This window comes from Nocardioides alkalitolerans DSM 16699, from assembly GCF_000426525.1.
GTDB classification, from domain to species: domain Bacteria; phylum Actinomycetota; class Actinomycetes; order Propionibacteriales; family Nocardioidaceae; genus Nocardioides; species Nocardioides alkalitolerans.
Window position 1 is genome coordinate 1,217,991 of record NZ_AUFN01000010.1, and the last position, 20,591, is coordinate 1,238,581.

At 74.0% G+C, this 20,591-nt stretch carries 24 protein-coding genes and 1 rRNA gene; 11 read left to right on the plus strand and 14 right to left on the minus strand.

The window, feature by feature from the left end:
* Positions 1 to 22 precede the first annotated feature (22 nt).
* Positions 23 to 1,246 (minus strand): saccharopine dehydrogenase family protein, encoded by a 1,224-nt coding sequence (locus K329_RS0106540; protein ID WP_052336437.1) that lies wholly within the window; start codon positions 1,244 to 1,246, stop codon positions 23 to 25.
* 120 nt (positions 1,247 to 1,366) lie between these two features.
* On the opposite strand from K329_RS0106540, the gene K329_RS0106545 reads away from it, so the two are divergent.
* Both K329_RS0106545 and K329_RS25100 read left to right on the plus strand, forming a co-directional pair.
* On the plus strand, positions 1,367 to 1,636 hold the full coding sequence (locus tag K329_RS0106545) for a DUF2277 domain-containing protein (protein ID WP_028472414.1): 270 nt from the start codon (positions 1,367 to 1,369) through the stop codon (positions 1,634 to 1,636).
* On the plus strand, positions 1,633 to 2,526 hold the full coding sequence (locus K329_RS25100; RefSeq protein ID WP_052336438.1) for a Sir2 family NAD-dependent protein deacetylase: 894 nt from the start codon (positions 1,633 to 1,635) through the stop codon (positions 2,524 to 2,526). Before K329_RS0106545 ends, K329_RS25100 begins: the two co-directional genes overlap by 4 nt.
* Here the strand turns inward: K329_RS25100 and K329_RS0106555 are convergent.
* Both K329_RS0106555 and K329_RS0106560 read right to left on the minus strand, forming a co-directional pair.
* Positions 2,466 to 2,747 carry a hypothetical protein gene (locus tag K329_RS0106555; RefSeq protein ID WP_028472415.1) on the minus strand — a complete coding sequence of 94 codons (282 nt, stop codon included), beginning with the start codon at positions 2,745 to 2,747 and terminating at the stop codon, positions 2,466 to 2,468. The genes K329_RS25100 and K329_RS0106555 overlap by 61 nt on opposite strands.
* Before the next feature lie 199 nt (positions 2,748 to 2,946).
* Positions 2,947 to 3,633: an iron-dependent transcriptional repressor DtxR gene (locus K329_RS0106560; RefSeq protein WP_028472416.1), complete on the minus strand. Its 687-nt coding sequence runs from the start codon at positions 3,631 to 3,633 to the stop codon at positions 2,947 to 2,949.
* Positions 3,634 to 3,693: 60 nt separating this feature from the next.
* Between K329_RS0106560 and K329_RS0106565 the strand changes: the two genes are divergently transcribed.
* Both K329_RS0106565 and K329_RS0106570 read left to right on the plus strand, forming a co-directional pair.
* A complete protein-coding gene (locus K329_RS0106565; RefSeq protein WP_052336439.1) occupies positions 3,694 to 5,097 on the plus strand; it encodes a cryptochrome/photolyase family protein in 1,404 nt (467 codons plus the stop codon).
* A gap of 82 nt (positions 5,098 to 5,179) precedes the next feature.
* Positions 5,180 to 6,826 (plus strand): glycoside hydrolase family 13 protein, encoded by a 1,647-nt coding sequence (locus K329_RS0106570; protein ID WP_028472418.1) that lies wholly within the window; start codon positions 5,180 to 5,182, stop codon positions 6,824 to 6,826.
* Between the two features lie 157 nt (positions 6,827 to 6,983).
* Here K329_RS0106570 and K329_RS0106575 read toward each other — a convergent pair whose 3' ends face one another.
* Both K329_RS0106575 and K329_RS25105 read right to left on the minus strand, forming a co-directional pair.
* Positions 6,984 to 7,466: a MarR family winged helix-turn-helix transcriptional regulator gene (locus K329_RS0106575; RefSeq protein ID WP_028472419.1), complete on the minus strand. Its 483-nt coding sequence runs from the start codon at positions 7,464 to 7,466 to the stop codon at positions 6,984 to 6,986.
* Positions 7,463 to 9,205 (minus strand): MDR family MFS transporter, encoded by a 1,743-nt coding sequence (locus tag K329_RS25105; RefSeq protein WP_245596448.1) that lies wholly within the window; start codon positions 9,203 to 9,205, stop codon positions 7,463 to 7,465. The genes K329_RS0106575 and K329_RS25105 overlap by 4 nt, the downstream gene beginning before the upstream one ends.
* A 213-nt stretch (positions 9,206 to 9,418) precedes the next feature.
* Here K329_RS25105 and K329_RS0106585 point away from each other — a divergent pair, with 213 nt between their 5' ends.
* Both K329_RS0106585 and K329_RS0106590 read left to right on the plus strand, forming a co-directional pair.
* A complete protein-coding gene (locus K329_RS0106585; protein WP_028472420.1) occupies positions 9,419 to 10,108 on the plus strand; it encodes a response regulator in 690 nt (229 codons plus the stop codon).
* Between the two features lie 64 nt (positions 10,109 to 10,172).
* Positions 10,173 to 10,520, plus strand: coding sequence for an MmcQ/YjbR family DNA-binding protein (locus K329_RS0106590; protein WP_028472421.1), 348 nt, complete (start codon positions 10,173 to 10,175; stop codon positions 10,518 to 10,520).
* Between the two features lie 16 nt (positions 10,521 to 10,536).
* Here K329_RS0106590 and K329_RS30745 read toward each other — a convergent pair whose 3' ends face one another.
* Both K329_RS30745 and flgN read right to left on the minus strand, forming a co-directional pair.
* Positions 10,537 to 10,698: a hypothetical protein gene (locus K329_RS30745; RefSeq protein ID WP_157571590.1), complete on the minus strand. Its 162-nt coding sequence runs from the start codon at positions 10,696 to 10,698 to the stop codon at positions 10,537 to 10,539.
* Positions 10,691 to 11,200 (minus strand): flagellar export chaperone FlgN, encoded by a 510-nt coding sequence (gene flgN, locus K329_RS0106600; RefSeq protein ID WP_245596449.1) that lies wholly within the window; start codon positions 11,198 to 11,200, stop codon positions 10,691 to 10,693. The genes K329_RS30745 and flgN overlap by 8 nt, the downstream gene beginning before the upstream one ends.
* A gap of 290 nt (positions 11,201 to 11,490) precedes the next feature.
* Between flgN and K329_RS25110 the strand changes: the two genes are divergently transcribed.
* Positions 11,491 to 12,405 (plus strand): sigma-70 family RNA polymerase sigma factor, encoded by a 915-nt coding sequence (locus K329_RS25110; RefSeq protein ID WP_084541024.1) that lies wholly within the window; start codon positions 11,491 to 11,493, stop codon positions 12,403 to 12,405.
* A gap of 40 nt (positions 12,406 to 12,445) precedes the next feature.
* Here the strand turns inward: K329_RS25110 and K329_RS0106615 are convergent, their stop codons facing one another.
* Both K329_RS0106615 and K329_RS29395 read right to left on the minus strand, forming a co-directional pair.
* Positions 12,446 to 12,733 carry a DUF7218 family protein gene (locus K329_RS0106615; RefSeq protein ID WP_211225733.1) on the minus strand — a complete coding sequence of 96 codons (288 nt, stop codon included), beginning with the start codon at positions 12,731 to 12,733 and terminating at the stop codon, positions 12,446 to 12,448.
* A gap of 43 nt (positions 12,734 to 12,776) precedes the next feature.
* A complete protein-coding gene (locus tag K329_RS29395; protein WP_052336440.1) occupies positions 12,777 to 13,283 on the minus strand; it encodes an EVE domain-containing protein in 507 nt (168 codons plus the stop codon).
* Between the two features lie 197 nt (positions 13,284 to 13,480).
* Here K329_RS29395 and K329_RS0106625 point away from each other — a divergent pair, with 197 nt between their 5' ends.
* The gene (locus K329_RS0106625; protein ID WP_211225734.1) at positions 13,481 to 14,611 is read left to right on the plus strand and encodes a serine hydrolase domain-containing protein; all 1,131 of its coding nucleotides are present in this window, start codon (positions 13,481 to 13,483) and stop codon (positions 14,609 to 14,611) included.
* Between the two features lie 36 nt (positions 14,612 to 14,647).
* Here K329_RS0106625 and rlmC read toward each other — a convergent pair whose 3' ends face one another.
* A complete protein-coding gene (gene rlmC, locus K329_RS0106630; RefSeq protein ID WP_028472425.1) occupies positions 14,648 to 15,775 on the minus strand; it encodes a 23S rRNA (uracil(747)-C(5))-methyltransferase RlmC in 1,128 nt (375 codons plus the stop codon).
* A 102-nt stretch (positions 15,776 to 15,877) separates the two neighbouring features.
* On the opposite strand from rlmC, the gene K329_RS0106635 reads away from it, so the two are divergent.
* The 3 genes from K329_RS0106635 to K329_RS25120 all read left to right on the plus strand — a co-directional run bounded on the left by K329_RS0106635 (position 15,878) and on the right by K329_RS25120 (position 18,146).
* Positions 15,878 to 16,597 (plus strand): hypothetical protein, encoded by a 720-nt coding sequence (locus K329_RS0106635; RefSeq protein WP_028472426.1) that lies wholly within the window; start codon positions 15,878 to 15,880, stop codon positions 16,595 to 16,597.
* Positions 16,598 to 16,695: 98 nt separating this feature from the next.
* Positions 16,696 to 17,502: an alpha/beta fold hydrolase gene (locus K329_RS0106640; protein WP_052336442.1), complete on the plus strand. Its 807-nt coding sequence runs from the start codon at positions 16,696 to 16,698 to the stop codon at positions 17,500 to 17,502.
* A gap of 44 nt (positions 17,503 to 17,546) precedes the next feature.
* Positions 17,547 to 18,146 carry an HD domain-containing protein gene (locus tag K329_RS25120; RefSeq protein ID WP_043642076.1) on the plus strand — a complete coding sequence of 200 codons (600 nt, stop codon included), beginning with the start codon at positions 17,547 to 17,549 and terminating at the stop codon, positions 18,144 to 18,146.
* Between the two features lie 41 nt (positions 18,147 to 18,187).
* Here the strand turns inward: K329_RS25120 and K329_RS0106650 are convergent, their stop codons facing one another.
* From K329_RS0106650 to rrf, 4 genes are all read right to left on the minus strand, one after another.
* The gene (locus K329_RS0106650) at positions 18,188 to 18,460 is read right to left on the minus strand and encodes a DUF4031 domain-containing protein (protein WP_043642079.1); all 273 of its coding nucleotides are present in this window, start codon (positions 18,458 to 18,460) and stop codon (positions 18,188 to 18,190) included.
* A 31-nt stretch (positions 18,461 to 18,491) separates the two neighbouring features.
* Entirely contained in the window at positions 18,492 to 19,073 is a 582-nt protein-coding gene (locus tag K329_RS0106655) for a hypothetical protein (protein WP_028472429.1), read from the minus strand.
* Between the two features lie 159 nt (positions 19,074 to 19,232).
* Positions 19,233 to 20,354, minus strand: coding sequence for a hypothetical protein (locus K329_RS31430; RefSeq protein WP_052336443.1), 1,122 nt, complete (start codon positions 20,352 to 20,354; stop codon positions 19,233 to 19,235).
* 98 nt (positions 20,355 to 20,452) lie between these two features.
* Positions 20,453 to 20,569: ribosomal RNA gene (gene rrf / locus K329_RS0106665) — 5S ribosomal RNA — on the minus strand.
* Positions 20,570 to 20,591 lie beyond the last annotated feature (22 nt).

The window sequence follows — 20,591 nt, forward strand, 5'->3', positions numbered from 1 at the left end:
CCCGATCGCGACGGGTGAGACCTCAGAGCACCTCGAAGGTCATGCCGGCGGCCTGCAGTCGCGCCGTCAGGTGCTCCCCCATGGCCTGCGCGGGCGTGAGCATCCCGGCCACCTCGGGGTTGTCGTCGTACGTCAGGCTCAGCGCCGACTCGGCGAGCATCTTCGCCGTCTCCGTGTAGCCGGGGTCGCCGCCGCGCACGCGGGCGTGGACCGTGCGGCCGCCGCCCTCGGCAACGACGTCGACCGTGAACCAGGAGCGGGCGCGGCGCTTCTCGTCGGGCCCCTGGCCGACGGGGAAGCGGCTGAGCAGGGCACGCCGCACGGGTCCGACCTGGGCGGCCGTGGCCAGCAGGCCCGTCGCCGCCGCGCCGCCGGCGGCGTACCGCAGCGTCTTCGTGCCCGCGTAGTGGGAGTAGGTGAAGGCCGGCCCGTACGACGCGTCCGCAGCGGCGCTGCGCACCACGATCATCGGGTCGATCGTGGGCAGGGGCACCAGCCAGTAGCCGAGGGTGCGGTCGCGGTGGGGCTTGCCGGCGACGCCGCGCACGCGGCGACCCTCGGGTCGGCCCTCGGCCTTGCGCCGGGCGGCGTGCACCTTGCTCATCGGGCGCGCGCGGGCGAACTGCTCCAGCGCCGAGTGCATGGTGCCCGACGAGAAGATGGCGGAGGCGCGCACGACGCCGCGGGCCGTGATCGGCACGTCGTCGGGCAGCTCGCCGACGGCGAAGCGCACACCGAGGTCGTGGGGGATCGAGTCGAAGCCGCACGCGTGCACGATGCGGGCCCCGGTGGCCTCGGCCTCCGCGTGGTGGTCGAGCCAGACCTGGTCGACGAACTCGGGCTCGCCGGTGATGTCGAGGTAGTCGGTGCCCGCTGCCGCGCAGGCGGCGACGAGGGGACGGCCGTGCGCGAGGAACGGGCCGACGGTCGTGACGACGAGCCGGGTGCGCTCCGCGAGCGCGCGCAGGGAGTCGGGGTCCTCCACGTCGGCGGCGACCAGGGTCAGGTCGGCGACGGACGGGTCGACGCCGTCGATCTCGGCGAGCTGGGTCCGTACGGCGGCGAGCTTCTCGGCGTTGCGGCCCGCGAGCCCCCACCGCAGGTCCGCGGGAGCGTGACGGGCGAGGTACTCCGCCGTCAGCCGGCCGGTGAAGCCGGTGGCCCCGAGCACGACGACGTCGAGCTCGCGGTCGTGGGGACGGGCGGACGTGGCATCCGGGCGAGGCGCCGGTGTGGGGTCGGACATGGGCGACATCGTGCCCCACCGCCCGCGGCAGGTGAACCCCCGCAGGGGCGGTCCGAGCGCCCGGCCGCAGCCCTCCCGCAGCCCTCCCGCAGCGGTGGGCCGCGGCGTACCGTGGAGGGCATGTGCCGCAACATTCGCCCGCTCAACAACTTCGAGCCGCCGGCCACCGACGACGAGGTGCACGCCGCGGCGCTGCAGTTCGTGCGCAAGGTGAGCGGCACCGCCAGGCCGTCGCAGGCCAACCAGGCCGTCTTCGACCAGGCCGTGCGCGAGATCGCCCACCTCACGCGGCACCTGATCGACGACCTGACGACGACCGCTCCCCCGAAGGACCGCGACGTGGAGGCCGCCAAGGCCCGTGCCCGGGCCGAGCTGCGGTACGCGCGTTGACCCTCCCGCTCAGCCGGTCGCGGTACGACGAGCCGGCCGCGTCGGCGGACGCGACGTCCGGCCACCGGTCCGCCGACCCCGCGCACCGCGTCGCCGCGCTCGACCTCCTCGCCGACCGCCGGCTCGTCGTGCTCGGCGGGGCCGGGCTGTCCACCGACTCGGGCATCCCGGACTACCGCGGACCCGGCACCGCCCGGCCGACGCCGATGACCTACGGCGACTTCGTCTCGGGCCCGCCGGCGCGCCAGCGCTACTGGGCCCGCAGCCACCTCGGCTGGGCGCGCATGCGTCGTGCCGACCTCAACGACGGGCACCGGTCCGTCGCTCGCCTCGACCCGGAGCTGCTCATCACGCAGAACGTGGACGGCCTGCACGAGGCCGCCGGCACCCGCCGGATGGTGGCTCTGCACGGTCGCATCGCCGACGTGGTGTGCCTCGACTGCCGGGTCACGTCGTCGCGAGCCGCCCTGCAGGAGCGCATGGCCGCGGCCAACCCCGGCTGGGCGGAGCGCCACGGCGACGTGGTCGCCCGCCCGGACGGCGACGTCGACCTCGACGCGACGGGCGACTTCGTGGTGCCGGACTGCCTCGACTGCGGCGGGGTGCTCAAGCCCGACGTGGTCTTCTTCGGCGAGAACGTGCCCGCCGAGCGGGTGCAGCGCTGCTTCGCCGCGGTCGACGACCTGACGCCCGACGCGGGCGCGCTGCTCGCGGTGGGCACGTCGCTGACGGTGATGAGCGGGTTCCGGTTCGTGCGGCGCGCGGCGCGGGCGGGCGTGCCGGTGGTGGTGGTCAACCGGGGCGCCACGCGGGGCGACGAGCTGGCGACCTACGCGGTCGAGGCGGGCTGCTCCGAGTTCCTCGTCGACCTGGCGGCCCGTCGGGCCTGAGCCTCGTCGAGGCGCGCGCCGACCGTGATGCGGTAGTAGGTGTCGTCGAGGTCGAAGTCCAGGTCGCTCACGTGCGCCGACGACACCGCGCCGGTCTCGTCCCGCACGAGCACGGGCTCCCCCGGCTCCAGGCCACGCCCGAGACCGGTGGCGCCGTGGGCGACGACGACGCTGCGCGAGCGGCGCGTGAACGGGGTGTGCACGACCTCGAGCAGCTCCACGACCGACTCCCCTCCTGCGGGGTGCTCCCCCGGCGTCGACAGCGACAACGACGGTCGTGGCGCGGGGTCACGGTCCCGGATCGCGGGCGGACCACCCCCGCCGCCGAGGCGTCCGAGAACACATCAGGCCGGTACGGCGCACGTGGCGTCGTACCGGCCTGACCGGGTCGTTCGGCCCTCGGGCCTCCCCACCGCGCCGTCAGAGACGGCGCACGAAGATGTGCTCGGCCGCCTCGGGGAAGATCTCGGCGGTCTCGCCGCCGGAGCCGACGAGGACGCCCTCGGCGGTGGCGACGACGGTGATGGTCTTGTCGGGCAGGGCGCCCACGCGACGCAGGGCGCTCATCAGCACCTCGTCCTTCTGCATCTCCTCGGAGATGCGGCCCACGTGCACCCGCGACTCCTCGGAGGCGGCGACGGCCAGCAGCGACTCGACGCCCTCCATGAAGCCCTGGGGGGCGTCGGCCTGGCCGAGCTCGGCGAGGCCGGGGATCGGGTTGCCGTACGGCGACTCCGTGGGGTTGCCGAGCAGCTCGAGCAGGCGGCGCTCGACCGTCTCGCTCATCACGTGCTCCCAGCGGCAGGCCTCGGCGTGCACCAGCTCCCAGTCCAGGCCGATCACGTCGGTGAGGAGCCGCTCGGCCAGCCGGTGCTTGCGCATGACGCGCACGGCGAGGCGAGAGCCCTCCTCGGTCAGCTCGAGGTGGCGGTCGCCCTCGACCGTCAGCAGACCGTCGCGCTCCATGCGCGCGACCGTCTGCGACACGGTGGGGCCCGACTGGTGCAGGCGCTCGGCGATGCGCGCCCGCAGGGGCACGATGCCCTCCTCGACCAGCTCGTAGATGGTCCGCAGGTACATCTCGGTGGTGTCGATCAGATCGCTCACGAGACCCATTCTTACCTACTCCCGTCCGGGCCGGTTCAGGTGCGCTGGCACAGTGGAGGAATGTCGCCCGCGAGCAGCACCTCGTCGTCTCCCGCGCACCCGTCGGGGCCCGCCGTCATGTGGTTCCGCCGCGACCTGCGGCTCGCCGACAACCCGGCGCTGCTCGAGGCGTGCGCGTCCGGTGGCGACGACGGCGTGCTGCCGCTCTTCGTCCTCGACCCCGCGCTCTGGGGCCCCGCCGGCCCGTCGAGACGCTCCCACCTCGTCGACTCGCTGGCGGCGCTCGACGCCTCCCTGCGCTCGCGCCGCACCCGTCTCTCGGTCGTCGAGGGCGACCCCGTGCGCGAGGTCGTCGCGGCGGCGCGGGAGGTCGGCGCGCGGGAGGTGCACGTCGCGGCCGACTTCGGTCCGTACGGCGCGCAGCGCGACGCCCGCGTGGAGGAGGCGCTGGCGGAGCACGACGTCGTGCTGGTGCGCACGGGCTCGCCGTACGCGGTGGGCCCCGGCCGCGTGACCAAGCCCGACGGCACGCCGTACCAGGTGTTCACGCCCTTCTCGAAGGCGTGGGCGTCGCACGGCTGGCGGGCGCCGGTCGACGCGCCCACGGGGCTGCACGGCCTCGAGCTCGCCTCGACGGTCGACCTGCCGGAGGTCGAGCTGCCCGAGGGCCTCACCCTGCCGCCCGCGGGGGAGAAGGCCGCCGCCGAGCGCTGGGCGACGTACGTCGCGGACCACGTCGGCGACTACGCCGACGAGCGCGACCGCCCCGACCTCGACACCACCTCGCGGATGTCGGTGCACCTCAAGTACGGCGAGATCCACCCCCGCACGATGCTCGCGGACCTCGGGCGCTCCGCCGGTCAGGGGCGTACGACCTACCGCAGCGAGCTGGCCTGGCGGGAGTTCTACGCCGACGTCCTGCACCACCGGCCCGAGACGGCGCGCGACTACCTCAAGCCGGAGTACGCGCGGATGCCCTACGACGAGCCGGGCGACGCCTTCGACGCCTGGCGCGAGGGCCGCACCGGCTTCCCGGTCGTCGACGCCGGGATGCGCCAGCTGCGGGCCGTCGGGTGGATGCACAACCGCGTGCGGATGATCAACGCGAGCTTCCTCGTCAAGGACCTGCACGTCGAGTGGCAGCACGGCGCCCGCCACTTCCTGCACTGGCTCGTCGACGGCGACCTGGCCTCCAACCAGCACGGCTGGCAGTGGACGGCCGGCTCCGGCACCGACGCCTCGCCCTTCTTCCGCGTCTTCAACCCGACGGGCCAGGGCCGCAAGTTCGATCCCCGCGGCGAGTACGTGCGGCGCTGGGTGCCCGAGCTGCGCGACCTGCCCGACGGGGCCGACCCCCACGAGCCCACGCCCGAGCAGCGGGAGGCCGTCGGCTACCCGGCGGCGATCGTCGACCACAAGGCGGAGCGCGTCGAGGCCCTCGACCGGTGGGAGACCATCCGCTGAGCCCGCAGGGGCACCTGCGGCCGCGTCGGAGGTCACCCTCGCGACCCCTTGTCGCCCCTCCCCCGTGTGCCAGCATGGGCGCATGCCTGCTGTGAACGATCCAACCGACCTGCCCTGGTGGCGGCACGCCGTCGTCTACCAGGTCTACATCCGCAGCTTCGCCGACTCCGACGGCGACGGCGTGGGCGACATGCCCGGCATCACCTCGCGGCTGCCCTACCTGCGTGACCTCGGTGTCGACGCCCTCTGGATCACCCCGTTCTACACGTCGCCGCAGCGCGACCACGGCTACGACGTCGCCGACTACCGCGACGTCGACCCGCTCTTCGGGTCGCTCGCCGACGCCGACGCGATGCTGGCGCGCGCCCACGAGCTGGGCCTCAAGGTGATCGTCGACCTCGTGCCGAACCACACCTCCGACCAGCACGTGTGGTTCCAGGCCGCGATCGCCTCTCCCCCGGGCAGCCCGGAGCGGGAGCGGTACATGTTCCGCGACGGCGCGGGCCCGGACGGCGACGAGCCCCCGAACAACTGGCCCAGCGTCTTCGGCGGCGCCGCGTGGACGCGGCTGACCGAGCCCGACGGCACCCCGGGGCAGTGGTACCTCCACCTCTTCGACTCCACCCAGCCCGACCTCAACTGGCGCAACCCGGAGGTCGGCGACGAGCTCGTCGACATCCTCCGGTTCTGGCTCGACCGCGGCGTCGACGGTTTCCGCGTCGACGTCGCCCACGGCCTCTTCAAGGCCGAGGGCCTGCCCGACACGGTGCTGCGCGACCCGGACGAGGACGCACCCGCCTCGATGGTCGAGGCCGCCGGCGTCGACGAGCCGATGTGGGACCAGCCCGAGGTCCACGAGGTCTACCGCCGCTGGCACGAGGTGCTGGCCGAGTACGACGACAGCGAGGTCGGCCCGCGCATGGCCGTCGCCGAGTCGTGGGCCCGCACCGCGGAGGCGATCGCCCGCTACGTGCGCCCCGACGAGCTGCACCAGTCGTTCAACTTCCACTGGCTCTCGGCGCCCTGGTCGGCCGAGGCGTTCGCCGACGTCGTCACCGAGACCCTCGCGTCGCTCGCCCCGGTCGGCGCGGTGCCCACCTGGGTGCTGAGCAACCACGACGTCGTGCGCCACGTGACCCGGTACGGCGGGGGCGCCCAGGGCCTGGCCCGGGGCCGCGCCGCCACGCTCGCGATGCTCACCCTGCCGGGCTCGGCCTACCTCTACCAGGGCGAGGAGCTCGGCCTGGCGCAGGTCGACGTCGCGCCCGAGGACCGCACCGACCCGTCCTGGTTCCGCACGAAGGACACGGCGAAGGTCGACATCGGCCGCGACGGCTGCCGGGTCCCGATCCCGTGGGGCGGCGACGCCGCGCCGTACGGCTTCGGCCCCGCGGAGACCGGCGAGCAGCCCTGGATCCCCCAGCCCGACGACTGGGCCGGCCTCAGCGTGGAGGCCCAGACGGGCGCCGAGGGCTCGACGCTCGAGTTCTACCGGGAGGCGCTGCGGCTGCGCCGGACGTTCGCGGAGACCGCGGGCACCGACGTCGAGATCCTCCCCGGCGCGCCCGACCTGCTGGTGCTCGGCCGCGGCGACGTGGTCTGCGTGCTCAACGCGGGTACGACGCCCGCCGCCCTCCCCGCCGAGGCCCGCGAGCTGCTCCTCAGCAGCGGCGACGACCCGGACGGCACCCTCGCGCCCGACACGGCCGCCTGGTTCCGCCGGGCCTGACGGCTCCTGCCCCGAGAACGACGAATCGCGGTAGGTGGTACCCGTTCTCCGGGTGCCACCTACCGCGATCCTCCGTTCCACCGGCCGGCCGGTGCTGCCGTCCGCGCCCCGCTCCCGAGGTGCGACGGACGACCCTGCGGCCGCCCGGCCGGTGCGTTCAGCGTGAGGCCGTCGCCTCGGCCAGCGTCCCGACGGCGGTCGGGTCGATCGTGCGGTTGTAGCGGGTGAGCCCGTCGACCAGCGCGGCGATCTCGTCGTGCTCCCAGCCCGACATCCGCTCGGCGAACCGGCCCCGACGACGCTCGGCGACGGCGTTCATCCGACGGCGGCCCTCCTCGGTGAGGCTGAGGAGCTGGGCGCGGGCGTCCTCCGGGTCGGTCGTGCGGGCGACCAGGTCGAGCTCGACGAGCTGGTGCACCGCCCGGCTCATGGCGCCCTTGTCGGCGCCGAGGTGGCAGCCGAGGTCGGCCGCCCGACCGGATCCGTCCCGGACCAGCTGGTCGAGCACCGCGTAGGCGAGCACCGCCAGCCCGGGCTCGACCTCGTGGGCCCGCTCCGCGATGTTGCGGCGCATGCGCCGCAGCAGCACGAGGAGCTGGGTCTCCAGGTCGAGGAGCATCCGGTCGTCGAAGGAGGTCACCGGACCGATCCTGCCACCGTCGTTCCGTCCCGGCGGGCGTCCGCGTCCTCCTGCGGCGCGGGGTCCGTCACGTCCCGGGCGGGCGTGGCGGGCGCGGTGGACGCGGTGGTCGGCAGCAGCTCCTCGGACTCCGGCACGACCCCGGCGGCCGGCTCGAGGTCCAGCGTGGTGCGCAGCGGCACCTCGCGGATGGCCAGCACGAGCAGCAGCGCGACGACCGCGAACGGCACGGCCACGAGGAACAGGTGGGCCGACGCCTCGCCGTACGCCTGCTGGAAGACGGCACGCACGGGGGCGGGCAGGGCGGCCAGGTCCGGCAGGCCACCGCCACCGCCGGCCTCGGCGGTGACGCCGATGCGGGCCAGGCCGCTGGCGACCTTGTCGGCAACCTGGTGGCCGAGCAGCGCACCGAGGGCCGCGACGCCGGCGGACCCACCGATGGAGCGGAAGAACGTCACCAGCGAGCTGGCCGCGCCCATGTCGCGCTGCGCCGTCTGGTTCTGCACGGCGAGCACGAGGTTCTGCATCGTGGCGCCGAGGCCGAGGCCGAGCACCGCCATGAAGGCGCCGACGACGACGAGGTTCGTGGTCTCGTCGATGGTCGACAGCAGCGCGAGGCCGATGACGACGAGCGTCATGCCGCTCACCAGGTAGCGCTTCCAGTAGCCGGTGTTCGAGATGATCCGGCCGGTCGTGATGCTCGAGACGAGCAGGCCACCGACCATCGCGATCGACATCAGACCGGCGTGCGTCGGGGTCATGCCGCGGGCGATCTGGAAGTACTGCGAGAGGTAGACGGTCGAGCCGAACATCGCGACGCCGACCATCACCGAGGCGAGGGTGGCGAGCAGGGTCGTGCGGTCCGCGAAGAGGTGCAGCGGGATGATCGGCTCGGCGGCGCGACGCTCGACGACGACGGCACCCACGAGCAGGAGCACGCCGACGACGATCATCGTCCAGCTGGTGGCGGAGCCCCAGCCGAACTGGTGGCCGGCCAGCGACACCCAGGCCAGCAGCACGGAGACGCCGCCGACGATGAGGAGCGCGCCCGCGTAGTCGATGCGGACCTTCTGGCCGGCGGGACGCGGAGCGGGCTTGGGCAGGTGCAGCGTGCGCTGCAGCACGACGAGCGCGGCGAGGGCGACGGGCACGCCGACCCAGAAGGTCCAGCGCCAGCCGAGGCCGGGGGCGTCGACGATGAACCCGCCGATGAGCGGGCCGCTGACGGTGGCGGCGGCGAAGACGGCGCCGATGTAGCCGGAGTAGCGGCCGCGCTCGCGCGGCGAGACGATCGAGGCGATCACGACGAGCACGAGGGCCGTCATGCCGCCGACGCCGAGACCGGTGAGGGCGCGGGCCGCGATGAGCGAGCCCATGTTCGGGGCGAAGCCGGCGGCGATCGAGCCGACGGCGTACGTGACGAGCGCGATCTGGACGAGCAGCTTCTTGTCGACGAGGTCGGCGAGCTTGCCCCAGATCGGGGTGGAGGCGGTCATCGTGAGGAGCGTCGCGACGACGACCCACGTGTAGCCGGCCTCACCGCCGTTCAGGTCGACCACGATGCGCGGGAGCGCGTTGGTGACGATCGTCGACGACAGCATCGCGACGAACATGGCGAGCAGCAGGCCGGAGAGCACCGTGAGGATCTCGCGGTGGGTCATGGCGACCTCGGCGTCGGCGGGGGCCGACGTGGTCGACCCCTTCGAGGCGGAGGCCGGTGGAGCGGACGTGGAGGTCATGCGGAGAACACCTTCGATACGGGAGCGGGGCTGGGGCAACCGGTGACGATTGGTTGCATTCCGCAAGCATACGCCTTTGGTTGCAAACAACAACCAATCCGCCTGTGGGTCGCGCCACTCCCTCCCGGACGCGTCCGGGGAGTGCGTGGTGGTGCGCGTCCGATTCGCTGGAAAGGCTGATCAGGACGCCGCCGACGCCGCAGAGTGGTCCCCATGACCTCGGCGGCCGCTCCCCTCACGGTGTTCCTCGTGGACGACCACGAGGTGGTCCGCCGCGGGGTCCGCTCCCTGCTCGAGTCGGAGGGGGACCTGCGGGTCGTCGGCGAGGCGGGCACCTACCGCGACGGGCTCGGGGGCATCGTCGAGAGCGCGCCCGACGTCGCCGTCCTCGACGCCCGGCTCCCCGACGGGTCCGGCGTCGACCTGTGCCGGGCCATGAAGGCCCGCGTCCCCGGGGTGCGCGGCCTGATCCTGACCAGCTACGACGACGACGAGGCGCTGCAGAGCGCGATCCTCGCCGGCGCCGACGGCTACGTGCTCAAGGAGATCGGCGGCAGCTCGCTGCTCAGCGGCGTCCGGGCGGTGGCGTCGGGCCACTCCCTCATCGACCCCACCGTCGCGATCCGGGTCATGGAGCGCATGCGCGCCAGCGCCGAGCAGGCCGCCGACTCCGACCTCGGCGGCCTGACCCCCCAGCAGGTGAAGATCCTCGCGCTCCTCGGCCAGGGCCTCACCAACCGCGAGATCGCCGACCGGCTGACGCTCTCGGAGAAGACCGTGAAGAACCACATCACGCACCTCCTCGCCCGCCTCGGCGTCCAGCGCCGCACGCAGGCCGCCCTCATCGCGGCGCGGCTGCGCCTCCCGGGGTGCGACCGGCCCCTGCCGCGCCTCGCCCGCTGACCGAGCCGGCACGTCTGCACCACCGCACGGCGCCGAGCTGTCGCGTCTGCACGATGATGGACCCGTGGCCACGCTCGCCGACTTCACCGCCCTCGTCGCCCAGCCGCCCGACGTGACCTCGGCGGACCACGGCCGCCACGTCTCGTACGGCGTGACCGGGCGGACGTTCGCCTACCTCTGGCCGGCGACCGACACCGTCGGCCTCAAGCAGCTGCTGCCCGACCAGCTGGACCTGGTGGCGGAGCGCCCCGAGGTGTTCGAGGTGCAGTTCACGGCCGGCGCCTACGGCTGGGTGGTCGTGCACGTCGAGGGCGTCGACCGCACCGAGCTCGCGGAGCTCGCCTTCGAGGCCTGGCGTCTCGCCGCTCCGGCCGAGCTCGTCGAGGCGCGCGCCGACCGCCTGCCGACCTGAGGGGCACGACACAGGGTCAGCGCAGGAAGTCCGTGAGACTCGGTTGGACGGCGCGGGTCGTCGCGCCCAGCGCCGATGCGTACGCGACCGCCTGCCACCGGAGGTCGGTGACCCGCGGCGACTCCTCGACGACGCCGCCGGGAGCCTCCTCGTCGTACGACGCCGTGCCGTCACCCACCCGCGCGCCCTCCGTCGGGACGGGGCGAGGATCCGGGCGCGGTCCGCGTGGGGACACCGTCCGTCACGCCGATCGTCAGCAAGGCCTTGCGAGCCGCCCGGTAGCCGGCGGCGAGCAGGCCCCGGTTCGTGTCGGCGACCTCTGCGATCTCACGCGCCAGGGCGAGGAAGGCCTCGCGGTGCTCGAGGAGGACCTCGCGCCAGGGCTCCTGCGCACGCTCGGCGAGCAGCCGCAGCGGGGGGTCCGGATCGAGTCCCACCGAGGCCGCGGCCTCGTCGGCGGCGACGGCGCGCATCAGCTCCGTCTCCCGCAGCGGGACCAGCACGGCCTCGACGTCCTGCGCCGCGTGCGCCACCCACCGGGGACGCCCGCTGGCGAGGACCAGCTGCTCCACCTCGAGGCGGTAGAGCAACGCGTCCAGCAGCTCACGCTCCCGCCACAGGATGAGCGACAGCTGCTCCACCTGGCGGCTCCTCGGGCGGGTGCGGGTCGTGGCGACCACGACAGGGGTCGTCCAGGAGCTCCCGGACGGCATGACCGACTCTTCGGCCCGCACGGCGGCGGACTGAGCACTTCCGGACCGCCATGACACCTCGTTCTCGACCGAGGATCACTTGAGGTGAACTTGAGGCTGCCTTGTGGTCGGCTTCGGTTGTGGGCTGTTCGGTGACCCCCTGGTGACCGGGGGTGACTAACCGGACCCGGGACCAAGGTCCCGGGTGTCCCGCCCAAGAGTCCTCTCCCCACCCCGATCCCCACCACGGAGCCTCGCCAGCCCGAAAGATCGTCTGCATGACGGCACACGCATCCCGGGACCTCGACGAGCTGGTCACCAGCCACATGGCGCTCGTCGGCCACATCGTCCGCGAGACGATGGGGCGCGTGCCGGCGCACGTGAACCGTGACGACCTCACGTCGGCCGGTCTCACCGCGCTCGTGCAGGCCGCTCAGGGCTTCGAGGAGGAGCGCGGCGTCCCGTTCACCCGGTACGCCGCCCGCCGCATCCGCGGCGCCATCCTCGACGAGCTCCGCAGCGTCGACTGGGCCTCGCGCTCGGTCCGCCGCCGCTCCCGTGACCTCGAGGAGACCCGCAGCCGGCTCGCTGCCGCCCTCGGCCGGCCGGCGCGACCCGAGGAGGTCGCCTCGTCCGTCGGCCTGACGGTCGCCGAGATCGAGTCCAACGACGACGACATCGCCCGCGCCCAGGTGCTCTCCCTCCAGGGGACCGCGGGCGTCGGCCTCGAGGAGACCCTCGTCAGCCCCGGCGCCACCCCGGCGGAGCAGCTGGAGCACCGCGAGCAGCTGGAGTACCTCGTGGCCGCGGTCGCCGAGCTGCCCGAGCGTCTGCGCGTCGTCGTCCAGGACTACTTCTTCGCGGAGCGGCCCATGGCCGACATCGCCGCCGATCTCGGCGTGAGCGAGTCCCGGATCTCGCAGATCCGCGCCGAGGCCCTCGTGCTCCTGCGCGACGCCCTGCACCACGCTCTCGACCCCGAGCTCGCGAGCCCGAGCGCCCGCCCGGGCGGGTGCGCCGCACGCCGCAGGGAGTCCTACGTGTCGGCCGTGATGGACCGGCACGCCGCACGGTCGGGTGTCGCCGCGACCGCACCCCTCACGGTCGTCCCGTCCCCGGCCGCGACGACCCGGCCGCGCACCCGACGCACGGCCCCCCAGCCGGTCCACGCGGCGGCCGGCCTCGCCGGCTGACGCCACCCCGTCCGGGGCCCGGTCGCACGCCGGCCCGGGCTCAGTGCGAGCGCAGCAGCTCGATCAGCTCGTCCTTGGTCTTGTCGGAGTACCCCGAGAAGTCGAGCTCCTTGGCGCGCTCCTTGAGCTCCTCGACGGTCCAGTCCTCATACGAGCCGGATGCACCGCCCCTCTTCCCGACCTTGGAGGCTCCGTCCCGAGCGGCGGCGTTGGAGATGCGGGCCGCCTTCTCCTTCGACGCCCCGTCCTCGCGGAGCGCGTCGTACATGTCGGGGTTCTTGATGCTGGGGTTCTCGGAGGCGTCGCTGCCTCCCTGCTCGGTGGGCACGGGGGGTCCTCTCGGTCGACGGCGATGACGCGCTCGACGCTAGTCACTCCTCCGCGACGACAGGCTCACCCCGAGGAGCGGTGGTCGCTGCCATGTGTCGCCGCACCAGGTCGAAGTCGGCCTGGGTGACGGAGAGGAAGCCGGGCCGGAAGACGACGCCCCAGCCCTTCGCGTCACGCACGAACGAGAGCGCGCCCAGCAGCGGTCGGACCTGCACCTCGCCGGTCGGCCGGTCGAAGACGACGTCCCGGAACCAGGACCCGTGGAGGTCGTCGTCCCGCTGGTACGGCGCGACCCCCGTCACGACCCCGACCGCGGTGAAGCGCTGCACCTTCTCGCCCGCCTTGTTCTGCTCGCGCGGTGAGTAGAGGAGCAGCCCGTCTCCCGCCCGCAGGCGCCCGAGCCGCTGCTCACCGGTGGCCGAGAGCCGCACGGCGTCGGTCGCCCGCGCGACGAGCGCGTCCTCGCGGCTCACGACGCAGATCCAGGACCGGGGCTCGTCCGGCGCGGCGGCGGGTGCGTCGTGGGGTTCGTCGGCAGGGTGGTCCATCGGGGTCCTCCGGGAGTCGTCGGGCTCGCGCCGGTCGCCCGGCGTTCAGTTCCCCCACCCTGCGGCGGACCGGCCCCGACCCGCGCGCCTCGGCCGCGCCCTGGGGACCATCACGCGCCGTGCTCCGCCTGTGGACGCACACCGGCCCCTGGGGAAAAGCGATGGCCCGCACGGCCCGGGCGAGGCAGTCTGGTCGTGTGCCCCCGTCCTCCCGCCCCCTCGCGCTGCCCGACGGCCTCGAGTCGATCGTGGCCGCGATCGACGCCGCCGCAGCGGCCGACGCCTTCTCCGGCGTCCTGCGCGTCGAGCAGGGCGAAGAGCTCGTGGTCGAGCACGCGGTCGGTACGGCCTCCCGGCGCTGGGGCGTCCCCGTCCACGCGGGCATGCGGTTCGACGTCGCCTCGGTGACGAAGCTCTTCACGTCCGTCGCGGTCCTCCAGCAGGTCGAGGCCGGTCGCCTCGACCTGCACGCGTCGCTCGCGACGTACGTCGACCTCAGCGGCACGACCATCAGCTCCGACGTGACGCTGTGGCACCTGCTCACCCACAGCTCCGGCATCGCCGACGACGCCGACGAGGAGGCGGGCGAGTCCTACGAGGCCCTCTGGGTCGACCGGCCCAGCTACGGCGTCACCCGCACCGAGCACTTCCTGCCCGGCTTCGTCGACAAGCCCGCCAACTTCGCGCCCGGCGAGGGGTGTCGCTACTGCAACGTGGGCTACGTCCTCGCCGGCCTCGCGCTCGAGCGCGTCGCGGGTGCCACCTACCGCGACGTCGTGCGCCGCGACGTGTTCTGCCGCGCCGGCATGACCCGGTCGGGCTTCTTCCACATGGCCGACGCCCAGCCCGACGTCGCCGAGGGCTGGGAGCCGGTCCGTGCCGCCACCGACGACGAGCCCGACGAGGCCCCGGTCGTCGGCTGGCGCCAGAACATCTACTCCTACCCGCCGATCGGCTCGCCCGACGGCGGCGCCCACGTCACCGCGGCCGACCTGCTGCGCTTCCTCCGCGCGGTCCGCGCCGGCCTCCTCCTCGGCCCCGACCTCACGACCGCCTTCCTCGCTCCGCACGTCCTGCACCACGCGTACGACGCACCCGCCGCCGGGGGCGGCGTCGCCCACCACGTGGGCCTGGGCCTGGAGCACGAGCTGGACGCCGACGGCCGCGTCCTCTCGTCGTGGAAGGAGGGCGTCAACGCCGGGTCGAGCGCGATGCTGCGCCACTACCCGGCGTACGACGTCACGGTCGCCCTGGTCGCCAACAGCGAGGACGCCGTGTGGGAGCCCGTGCGCAGCATCGACGACTGGCTGCTCCCCCTCCCGCGCTGAGCGACCCCGGGCCTCCCGGGCCTCCCGGGCCCGGTGTCAGGCCTCGCGCTCGAGGAGCACCGCGACCTCGTAGTGCCCCGTCTGCGGGAACATGTCGAGCACCCGCGCGCGTCGCGGCCGGAGCGACGGCATCGCCGCCAGGTCGCGGGCGAGCGTCGTCGCGTTGCAGCTCGAGTAGACGAGGTGGCCCGCACCCGAGGCCTCGAGCCAGCCCGCCAGGTCGGCGCCGATGCCTCGCCGCGGCGGATTGACGACGACGAGGTCCGGCTGGCCGCGACGGCTCCGGGCCGCGTACGTCGTGGCGTCGCCCGCCGCGAACGTCGCCCGCACGCCCGCCTCCCTAGCGCTCTGCTCGGCGCTCGCGACGGCCTCGGCGCTCACCTCGATGCCGACGACCTCGCGGTCGGGCGCGGTGGCGTGCAGGGCGAACCCCCCGACCCCGCAGTAGAGGTCCCACAGCCGTGCCGGCGCGACCTCGTCCACCCAGGCGCGCCCCTGGCGGTAGAGGGCGGCGGCGACCTCGGTGTTGGTCTGGAAGAAGCTCTGCGGGCGCAGGTGCAGATCCACGTCGTTGACGCGCATCCGCAGCGTCTGCCGCTCCGTCAGCACGATCTCGTCCGGCCCCTCGAGCACGGCCTTGTGCTCCGGCTGCAGGTTGACCGTCGCCACGACCAGGGTCGGCAGGTCGGCGAGCAGGGTCGGCAGGTGCTTCCGCACCCGGCTCAGCGCCTCCGTCGACCGCAGCACGAACCGCACCATGAGCTCGCCGTCCGGCGAGACGGTCGCGAGCACGTGCTTGAGCTCCCCGCGGCGCCGCGGCACGTCGTACGGCGCCAGCCCCGCCCGCGTGACGAAGGCGGCGAGAGCAGGGAGCGCGTCACGCAGCGGCGGCTCGTGGAGACCGCAGTCCTGCAGGTCGACGCCGGCGCCGGCCGGGTCGAGGATCCCGAGGGTGGGCGCGTCGACGGTGCCGCCGACGACCATCTTGGCCTTGTTGCGGAACCGCTCGGGCCGGCTGGCGACGGGCGGGAGCCACTCCAGGTCGGACCAGGGCGCGAGCAGGTCGCGACACCCCTGCTCCTTGGCGGCGAGCTGGTCGTCGTACGCGCGGGGCAGCCAGCTGCAGGAGCGGCAGCGGCCGGCGTCGAAGTGGTGGCAGTCCACGGCGGGAACGATAGGCGGAGGTGCGGCGGCCGGCGGCACCCACGGGATGGTCCAATGCAGTCCGGCCCGTCACCGCGGCGGCGCACCCACCTCAGGAGACCCATGTCGACGCCTCTCGCGGTCGCGCTCGTCGCCCTCGCGGCGCTCAGCCTGGCGCTGCTGGTGGCCGGGGTCGTGGTGGGCGTGCGGCGCCCGCGGACCGTCAGGCGCCTCGTCGTCGCGGCGACCCTGGTCGCGGTCGGTGTGCTGGGCCTCGTGCTCGGCGAGGTCGCGCCCCGGGCCGTCGTGGCGGGCCTGCCGGGGGACGACGCCGGCTGCCTGCCGGAGCAGCTCTCCCTCTCCCTGTCGGGCACGCCGGTGGTCCTCCAGGTGCTCGGCGGCGAGCTCCACGGGGAGGCGGCGCTGGACGCGGCCGGGCTCGAGGCGATCGTCACCGAGCAGCTCGTCGGCACGCCCTTCGCCGACTCGGAGCAGCCCGTGACCGTCGAGCTCGGCGGGGGCGAGATCGCCCTCTCGCTGGGGTACGACGCGGTCCTCGGCACGATCCCCCTGGACGTCGCGGTCGCACCGGAGATCGAGGGCGGCGACCTGGGGTTCGGCGTCACCGAGGTCGGGGTCGCGGGCGTCGACGCCCCGGGCTGGATGGTGGACGCCGTGGTCGACCTCGGCCTGCAGGACCTGCTCACGGAGGCGCTGGGCGACGACGGGGACGACACGGGCGGCGACGACGGGTGCGGCGCCGGCGACGGGCCCGCGGTCACCCTCACCGACGTCACCGTGGACGACGAGGTCCGGGTCGAGGTGGGGGTCGAGGTCGGCTGAGGCCCGGTGGACCGGTCCAGAACCGGTCCGGTCCGACGCGTGCAATCTGCCAGTTTTGATGTAACACTCCCGATGTCACGTTCATCGAGGAGGTAGCCGTGGGGCTTGCAGAGCTGGTCTACGACCGGGCCGGGACGGGTGAGCCCGTCGTGCTCATCCACGGGATCGGCCACCGCCGCCAGGCGTGGCGCCCCGTCTTCGAGCGCCTCTCCGAGCGGTACGACGTGATCGCCGTCGACCTGGCCGGCTTCGGGGAGTCGCCGTCGTTCCCGGCCGGGGTGCCCTACTCGATGGAGGTGGCGTGCGTGCACCTCGCCGAGCAGTTCGCAGCCTGGGGCGTGGAGCGTCCGCACGTGGTCGGCAACTCCCTCGGCGGGGCGATCGCCCTCGAGCTGGGTGTCCGCGACCTCGTCTCGTCGGTGACGGCCCTCAGCCCGGCCGGCTTCTTCGGCCCCGTCGACCGCTTCCAGGCGCTCGGCATCCTCACCCTCCTGCGCCTCGCCAGCCAGGCGCCCGACCGCCTGCTGCGCGCCCTCACCCGCCGCGCCCTCGGTCGCCGCCTCCTCGGCATGACGCTCTACGCGCGCCCCGAGCGCCACGACCCGGAGGCGTCGTACGGCGACGCCGTGGCCCTGAAGCGCTGCACCGGGTTCGAGGCCGTCGCCAAGGAGGGCCTGCACTACGAGTTCTCCGGCGCCGTCGACGTGCCGACGACGGTCGCGTGGGGCACCCAGGACCGGATCCTCCCCTACCGGCAGTCCGCCCGGGCCTACCGCCGGCTCCCGCACGCCGCGCACGTCCCGCTCCCCGACGCGGGCCACGTGCCCATGACCGACTGCCCCGATGAGATCGTCGCCCTCGTCGAGGCCACGGTGGCGCGGGCGCGAGGAGTCGTCGCCGCCTGAGTCCGACGGTTCCGCGTTCAGGCGGGGTCTGCGAGGCTGCCGTCATGGCCGCACCCGCCCCCGCGCCGCCCTGGCCGTTGCCGGCGCGCACCGACCTGCGTGACCGGTTGCTGCTCGCCTACGGCACCGGCCGCGACTACCACGACGTCCTGCACCTCACCGAGGTGCTGAGCCGGCTGGCGGAGCTCGGGCACGGCGACGACGTCGAGGTCGTGCTCGCCGCGTGGTACCACGACGCCGTGTACGACGGCAGGCCCGAGCCCGAGGAGCGATCGGCGGACCTCGCGTCGACCGAGCTCGCCGGCACGGGGGTCGACGTGGACGAGGTCGCCCGACTCGTGCGGCTCACCGAGCACCACGACCCGGCGCCGGACGACACCCGCGGCGCCGCCTTGTGCGACGCCGACCTCGCGATCCTCGCCGCCGCCCCGGAGCGCTACGCCGACTACACCGCGGGCGTCCGACGCGAGTACGCAGCGTTCCCGGACGAGGCCTTCCGCGCAGGACGCCTCGCGGTGCTCCGGGACCTCGCCGGTCGCGAGCACCTCTTCCGCACGGCGGCCGCCCGCGTCCGCTGGGACGCTCCGGCCCGCCGCAACCTGGAGGCCGAGATCGCGGCGCTGAGCGCGTCGGACCTCACCTAGCCCCGGACCCTGCCCGGCCGGAGGTCCGGTCGTGCGGGCGCTCAGGACGGACGGGACCGAGCCACCTTGCGTTGCCGGAGACCTGCCGCCGACAGACGCCGTACGAGCTCACGGCTCCGCACCAGCTCGGCCCCCGCGTCGAGCGCCGGCTGGAACAGCTCCTCCGGTACGTCGTAGTGGTCCCGGTCGAAGGCCCGGTCCGGTACGCCGAGACCCGCCGCGAAGGCGTGCAGCTCGTCGTAGGACGTGTCGGAGACCAGGTGCGACCACAGCCGCCCGCGCCACGGGATCAGCGGGGCGTCGATCAGGATCATCACCGCAGGCTAGTGCCCGGCACCGACGGAGTCAGGGACGGGCAGCCCGTGCACGCCGCCGCGCCAGGTCGATCACCGCCGCCCGGGCCTCCGACGTCGTACGACGCCGCACCCTCGCCACGACGGCGCGTCGCAACGCACCGGAGCCGTGGGAGCTCGCGCCCGACACCACCCAGGGGCGGGACCGTCCCCGCGTGTGCCCGGCAGCACGCAGCTGGCGACGGGTCACCCGGCGGTCGTGGACCGCGACCGAGAACAGCGCGCCGTCCTCCACCTCGCAGCCCACGACCATCCCCCGCAGGGAGTGCCGCAGGGCCGTACCGGCCCGACCGGGCTCGCCAGCCGCCCTGCCACCTCCCAGGAGGTCGACCAGACGACCGAGCCAGGCCGTCGCCTCGGCCGATGTCGGGGAGGCACCGTCGGAGACCGTCAGGCAGCACCCCTGGCCGCACGGGACCCAGGGCGAGCGGCCGCGGACCCCGCCCCTCATCGATGCCGTGGAGGTCGCCCCGGCGCCGGCACCCGACCTGAGCCGGCGCACGTCGCTCTTCTCCGCCTCGTCGAGCGGCGGTGTCACCACGACGTGCCCGACGAACTGGATGCTGCTGCTCATGTCTCTTCCCCCTGATGGACGTCTCGTCGTTCCAGGGTGGCGGGACGAGCCCGCCGGCGTGGCGGTCGGCCGGCGCGTGTGGACAGACAGAACGGGCGCGCCGCCTGTGGAGGCAACACGCCCGTTCTGCTCCTGCGTGCGTCGGCGACGACGCGTCGGTCAGTCGACCTCGAGCTCGAGGAGCTCGGCCCGGTGGGCCGCGTCCGTGACCTCGTCGCTGTCGATCGCGTGGGTGCGGTGGAACCACTCGAGCGCGTCCTTCTTGCGCCCAGCCGCCACGAGCACGTCGGCGTACATGTAGCGCAGCCGCACCACCCACGAGGCGCGGGTCTTCGTGTTCAGCGGGGCGAGCTCGAGCGTCCGAAGGGCCGCGTCGACCTGACCGAGGTCCAGCCGTGCGCCGGCTTCGACGATGGTCATCTCCGCCTTCGCCTCCGGGGCGAAGTTCGCCACGGAGGGGCTGCGCGCCAGCTTGAGCGCCTGCTCCGCCTGCCCGAGGGCACGGTGGCAGTCCGCCATGATCGGCAGGTAGGCGGTGACACCGTTCATGCGCTTCGCGGCTCGCAGCTCGCCCAGCGCCTCCTGGTAGTGGCCTGCGGCGTACGCCGCCTCGCCCACGGCCTCGCGTACGACGGCCAGCCGCGCCGCGCGAGCCCGGGCCGCCAGCGTGTGCTGGTAGGCCGTCTCGGGGTCGCTGTCGATCAGCTGCGTCGCCGCGACGAGGTGGCGCGCCACACGAGCGGCCAGTTTCTCGGGCAGACCCTTCAGCTGGGCGGCGAGGTTGCGGTCGAGCTCCTTGCCGGTGATCTCCTCGGGGAGCGGCGGACCGTCGTACTGCGCCTGGTCGACCGTGCGCTCGACCTTCCGCTCGTCGTTGCGGTCACGGGACCAGGAGCGGCCCTGGCCACCCTGACCGCCGGACCGCGAGGAGCCGCCACCCTGGCCACCGGAACGGGAGCCACCACCGGAGCGCGTGGGTCCCCCGCTGCCTCGGCCCGGACCACCCGTACGACCCTGACCGGGCGTGTACGTGCCTCGGGACCCGCCCGACGACGAACCGCCGCGGGCGCCGTCCGAGCCACCGGAGGACGAACCGCCGGTGCCGCCGTTGCGAGGTCCGCCGGTGCGGCCGCCACCGTCGCTGCCGGTGCCACGGTTTCCGCCACCGGCTCCTCGGCTCCCGCCGCCGGCACCGGAGCTCCGCTGTGGACGACCAGAGCCCCCGGATGCGCCCGGGCGCCCCGATGACGGACGACGGCCCTTCCCGCGTTCCTCAGCCACTGCTGGTCTCCTTCGAAGTCTCTGTGCAGATGTGTGATCGTACGTGCAAATAGAGTAGAGGCCATCCCGCGAACGGGATGGCCTCTACCTGAAGTGTTGTCCGGCGGCGTCCTACTCTCCCACGACCTCTCGATCGCAGTACCATCGGCGCTGAAAGGCTTAACTTCCGGGTTCGGAATGGGACCGGGTGTTTCCCTCTCGCTATGGCCGCCGTAACTCTATGAACCACCCCACCCC

What these genes read in the sequence shown, in the direction of transcription:
- K329_RS0106655 (WP_028472429.1), bottom strand. Translation starts at nt 19,073, where the DNA reads ATGAGCAGCAGCATCCAGTTCGTCGGGCACGTCGTGGTGACACCGCCG.
- K329_RS0106585 (WP_028472420.1), top strand. Translation starts at nt 9,419, where the DNA reads ATGACCTCGGCGGCCGCTCCCCTCACGGTGTTCCTCGTGGACGACCAC.
- K329_RS0106540 (WP_052336437.1), bottom strand. Translation starts at nt 1,246, where the DNA reads ATGTCCGACCCCACACCGGCGCCTCGCCCGGATGCCACGTCCGCCCGT.
- K329_RS0106570 (WP_028472418.1), top strand. Translation starts at nt 5,180, where the DNA reads ATGCCTGCTGTGAACGATCCAACCGACCTGCCCTGGTGGCGGCACGCC.
- K329_RS25105 (WP_245596448.1), bottom strand. Translation starts at nt 9,205, where the DNA reads ATGACCTCCACGTCCGCTCCACCGGCCTCCGCCTCGAAGGGGTCGACC.
- K329_RS25110 (WP_084541024.1), top strand. Translation starts at nt 11,491, where the DNA reads ATGACGGCACACGCATCCCGGGACCTCGACGAGCTGGTCACCAGCCAC.
- K329_RS0106650 (WP_043642079.1), bottom strand. Translation starts at nt 18,460, where the DNA reads ATGATCCTGATCGACGCCCCGCTGATCCCGTGGCGCGGGCGGCTGTGG.
- K329_RS0106545 (WP_028472414.1), top strand. Translation starts at nt 1,367, where the DNA reads ATGTGCCGCAACATTCGCCCGCTCAACAACTTCGAGCCGCCGGCCACC.
- K329_RS25120 (WP_043642076.1), top strand. Translation starts at nt 17,547, where the DNA reads ATGGCCGCACCCGCCCCCGCGCCGCCCTGGCCGTTGCCGGCGCGCACC.
- K329_RS0106635 (WP_028472426.1), top strand. Translation starts at nt 15,878, where the DNA reads ATGTCGACGCCTCTCGCGGTCGCGCTCGTCGCCCTCGCGGCGCTCAGC.
- K329_RS29395 (WP_052336440.1), bottom strand. Translation starts at nt 13,283, where the DNA reads ATGGACCACCCTGCCGACGAACCCCACGACGCACCCGCCGCCGCGCCG.
- K329_RS0106565 (WP_052336439.1), top strand. Translation starts at nt 3,694, where the DNA reads ATGTCGCCCGCGAGCAGCACCTCGTCGTCTCCCGCGCACCCGTCGGGG.